Annotated in this window: 4 protein-coding genes; 3 read left to right on the top strand and 1 reads right to left on the bottom strand. The window is 47.8% G+C overall.

The annotated features are described in order from the left end of the window. Nucleotides 1-762: MASE3 domain-containing protein (locus V3S16_RS01230; protein ID WP_413882855.1), on the bottom strand; the 762-nt coding region annotated here is incomplete at its 3' end. Nucleotides 763-1102: 340 nt separating this feature from the next. On the opposite strand from V3S16_RS01230, the gene V3S16_RS01225 reads away from it, so the two are divergent. The 3 genes from V3S16_RS01225 to V3S16_RS01215 all read left to right on the top strand — a co-directional run. Continuing rightward, on the top strand, nucleotides 1103-2887 hold the full coding sequence (locus V3S16_RS01225) for a CHASE domain-containing protein (protein WP_413882854.1): 1785 nt from the start codon (nucleotides 1103-1105) through the stop codon (nucleotides 2885-2887). Between the two features lie 30 nt (nucleotides 2888-2917). Further along, nucleotides 2918-3304, top strand: coding sequence for a response regulator (locus V3S16_RS01220; RefSeq protein ID WP_413882853.1), 387 nt, complete (start codon nucleotides 2918-2920; stop codon nucleotides 3302-3304). After that, a partial coding sequence (locus V3S16_RS01215; protein ID WP_413882852.1) for a response regulator occupies nucleotides 3282-3571 on the top strand: 290 nt, incomplete at its 3' end. The genes V3S16_RS01220 and V3S16_RS01215, both read left to right, overlap by 23 nt.

Below are 3571 nucleotides of genomic sequence, written 5' to 3'. Positions count from 1 at the left end.
GGAAAATATCTTTGTAATATGGCCGGCGATCACATATCCACTGGAAGCATTGGAATATAAGGTAAACAGAGTCTCGGATATTATAGTTATATCTATGGCCAGGAAAATCTTGTTATAAACATTTTCTTCCAGCAGGTGTTTTACGTATTTCCGCCGCAACAAAGTCAGGAAAAGAATTCCGATGATTACGTATTCACTTCCTTTTTTGAAGGCGGTTAGCCCCCTGCCCTCGACAAAGCAGTCCGGAAATATCCCGGCGGCAATTAATGAATATAATATTATTGAAAATAGGCCGAAACCTGAAAAAACAAGCCATATATTAACTTTTCTCTTAAGAAAATAGAATGAGGTCAATAATAAAAATGCCTCAAGGTATCTGGCCGAAATCCAAAGCTGTGCGGAGACATTTGTGCTGTTGCCGGAAATGATTCCCACATTTTCAAAGAACAACGCGTGCGCTAAATCCAGCATTCCTACCCAAAAATAACCGCATCCCAGGTACATGATGAAATTGTTGCGCGAAACCTTGAACGTTAACAAAGCAGTGGAAAATGTAAAAAACGCTATAAAAACGGCGAAAAGCTCGGAAAGGATATGAAACAGCCTGAAATTACTTACACCGACCAAAATAAGAATAGCAACCGCAACTGCCGCAAACGGAACAAACTTTAGAAGATCCTTTATATTTTCAGTTTCAATGTCCCTTTTTGCTTCCTGTTCGGACAGGTTATCTTCCATCAGCCCCAAGTTAACCTTGTTCACACCGATATTCCGCCCAACACTCTTATAAATAGGTCGTTACATTATTAACACAAAAAAAACTGGTATTTATCACTAATTCTAAATTAATTCAATAATAATTGCAATACTTATTTCATACTTATTTCATTGGAGCGCCCAAGTTGCAGGCTGGTTAAAAACAAACTCAGGCCATCTGCTTGAAAAAAAAGAATTATGAGCTTTCCTGATTTCTTTCAATCCAAGCCGTATCCAGCTATGAAAAATAATTGACTAATCTGACGAACGTGTATAAAATAATTGCATAAAACCAGAATCGTAAACAGGTCATTCAAAGTATCGTTGCTAAAGGATTAAAGGCTAAATGATGAAAAAGAAAATTAGCCTGGCCGTCATTCTTGCGGTCATTATCGGAATCGCCCTCTCGGCGTCGGCTGCGTGGACATCCCGAAATTGGGAAACCCGGCAAATTCTGGCGGAATTTGAAAATAAAGTGGACGAGCGGGTCGCGTCGCTTGAGCGGGAAATAGGTCTCAATCTGGAAGTTTTGTTTGTCCCTCAAGGATTGTACGAGGCCTTGGATTTCGTTACCCGCAAGCAATTTCACGTGGCCGTTACCCCACAGCTCGCCCGCCATGCCAGCATCCAGGCGATTGAGTGGATTCCGCGCGTCGCGGCGGAAAACAGATTGAAATACGAATCGCTTGCGCAGGCCGACGGATTACTTGATTTCAAAATCACCGAGCGCCGCAAACAGGGCGACATGGTGAGCGCCGGCGAGCGGGACGAGTATTTCCCCGTTTATTACATGGAACCGATGAAGGGAAATGAAAAAGCGTTGGGGTTTGACCTGGCATCCAGCGCCACCAGGCTTAGCGCCCTTGTTGAATCGCGCGATTCGGGCCGGATGCTTGCCACCGCGCGCATCACATTGGTGCAGGAAAAAGCGACACAAAAAGGCTTTCTTGCATTTTTGCCCTTTTATAAAGGCAACCCTTCAACGGTGGAGGAACGCCGGGAAAGTCTGCGTGGATTTGCCTTGGGCGTGTTTCGGGTGGGCGACATGTTGGAAACCGCCTTGAGCCATTTCCAGGACGAACAAATTGAGATAACGCTCAACGACCTATCCGCCGTGGAATCAGAGCAATTCCTGCATCGCCATTCACCCCAAGGCGCATCGAATGTCATACCGGGGATGGAGTACCGCAAATTACTCAAAGACACCGCGGGACGCCAGTGGGGCGTAACAGCCCTGCCGACAGAAAAATATTTCGCCGCCCGTTTGACATGGCAGTCGCAGGTGATTTTCATGGTCGGGCTTATTTTCACCTCTTTGCTGGCGGTCTATTTAAACTCGGAGGCCAATAAAAAGGCCGAGATCGAGCGGCTGGTGGAAGTGCGCACGGCTGAGCTCCGCTTGGCCAAGGAAAAGGCGGAAGCGGCCAACAAAGCCAAGTCGGATTTCCTCAACATGGTTAGCCACGAACTCCGGACACCGCTCACGGTTATCATGAGCAACCTTCAGGAGATCAGTAACCCGGAATATCTCAAAGATATGGGAAAAGATGAAATCCTTGAAATCTCCGGTGACGCCTTCGAGCAGTCCGAGCATCTTCTTCGCCTCATCAACGACGTTCTCGATCTTTCAAAAATCGAAGCGGGCAAGATGGATATATCGATGCAACCTATTTCCGCAAACGACGCCGTTGATGAAGCGGCGGCTATCGCTAAATCGTTGGCGGAAAAGAAAGGGCTTACGCTGGTTACCGACATTCCCACAAAGGATATAACGGCGCAGGCAGACCCGATGCGCCTGAAGCAGATTCTTCTCAACCTGCTAGGCAACTCCGTGAAATTCAGCGACAATGGCGAAATATTGCTGGCCATAAGGAAGGACGACCGGTTTGCCTACTTCTCCGTGCAAGACAAAGGTTGCGGTATCCCCGAAGATAAACTGGATAACATATTCAATATTTTCGAGCAGGTGGACTACTCTTCCACCCGCGCGGCGGGCGGTACGGGGCTCGGACTCGCGATAACGAAACGGCTTATCCATCTTCACGGCGGCGATATCGAGGTGGCAAGCAAGGTCGGAAAAGGAAGCACTTTCACTTTCACTATACCGCTGGCGGTAATTGATGATAAATAGTTTCAGACAACCGGCATTAGGATAAGTACGTTGGACGGCAAGATTTTATTGGTGGACGATGACGAGGCAATTCGGAAACTACTCACTCGTCGTCTAACGAGAGCCGGTTTCGATGTGCATACCGCGGCAAATGGGGAAGAAGGGATAGACATGGCTTTCGAACTCCGCCCCAATCTCATACTTATGGACATGCAGATGCCGGTAATGAACGGGATTACCGCGATACAGACCCTGCGTGAACGGAATTACCGGGGCCTTATTGCGATGCTGACCGCAATGGCGGCAACTATCGATCAGGAAAAAGCCGCGCAGGTAGGTTGCGATTATTTTATAACCAAACCGATTAAAGCCGATTTCGAAAAGACGTTGGACAGCATTCTGAAAGGAGCCAGTGATGGACAAAGTTCTAGTCGTTGACGACGATCCTAGCATTCGTAAAACCCTTATCCGGAATCTCCGCAGGCCGGGCTATACGGTGCTGGAAGCTGAAAACGGCAAGGAGGCGCTGGAAGTCGTTTACAACGAACGGCCCGATGTGATCGTGCTGGATGTGATGATGCCGGTGATGGACGGCACGACATTTTGCAGGATTTTGCGCAGTGAGCCGGTAAACACACTTATTTATGTCATCATGCTCACCGGCCGCGCAGGCGGGGCCGTTCAAGGTTTGGATATAGGCGCGAA

This window comes from Candidatus Desulfatibia sp. (assembly GCF_036446775.1).
GTDB lineage: Bacteria > Desulfobacterota > Desulfobacteria > Desulfobacterales > UBA11574 > Desulfatibia_A.
Note: the sequence above shows the minus strand (reverse complement) of the source record. Positions and strands in the feature narration are given on the sequence as shown.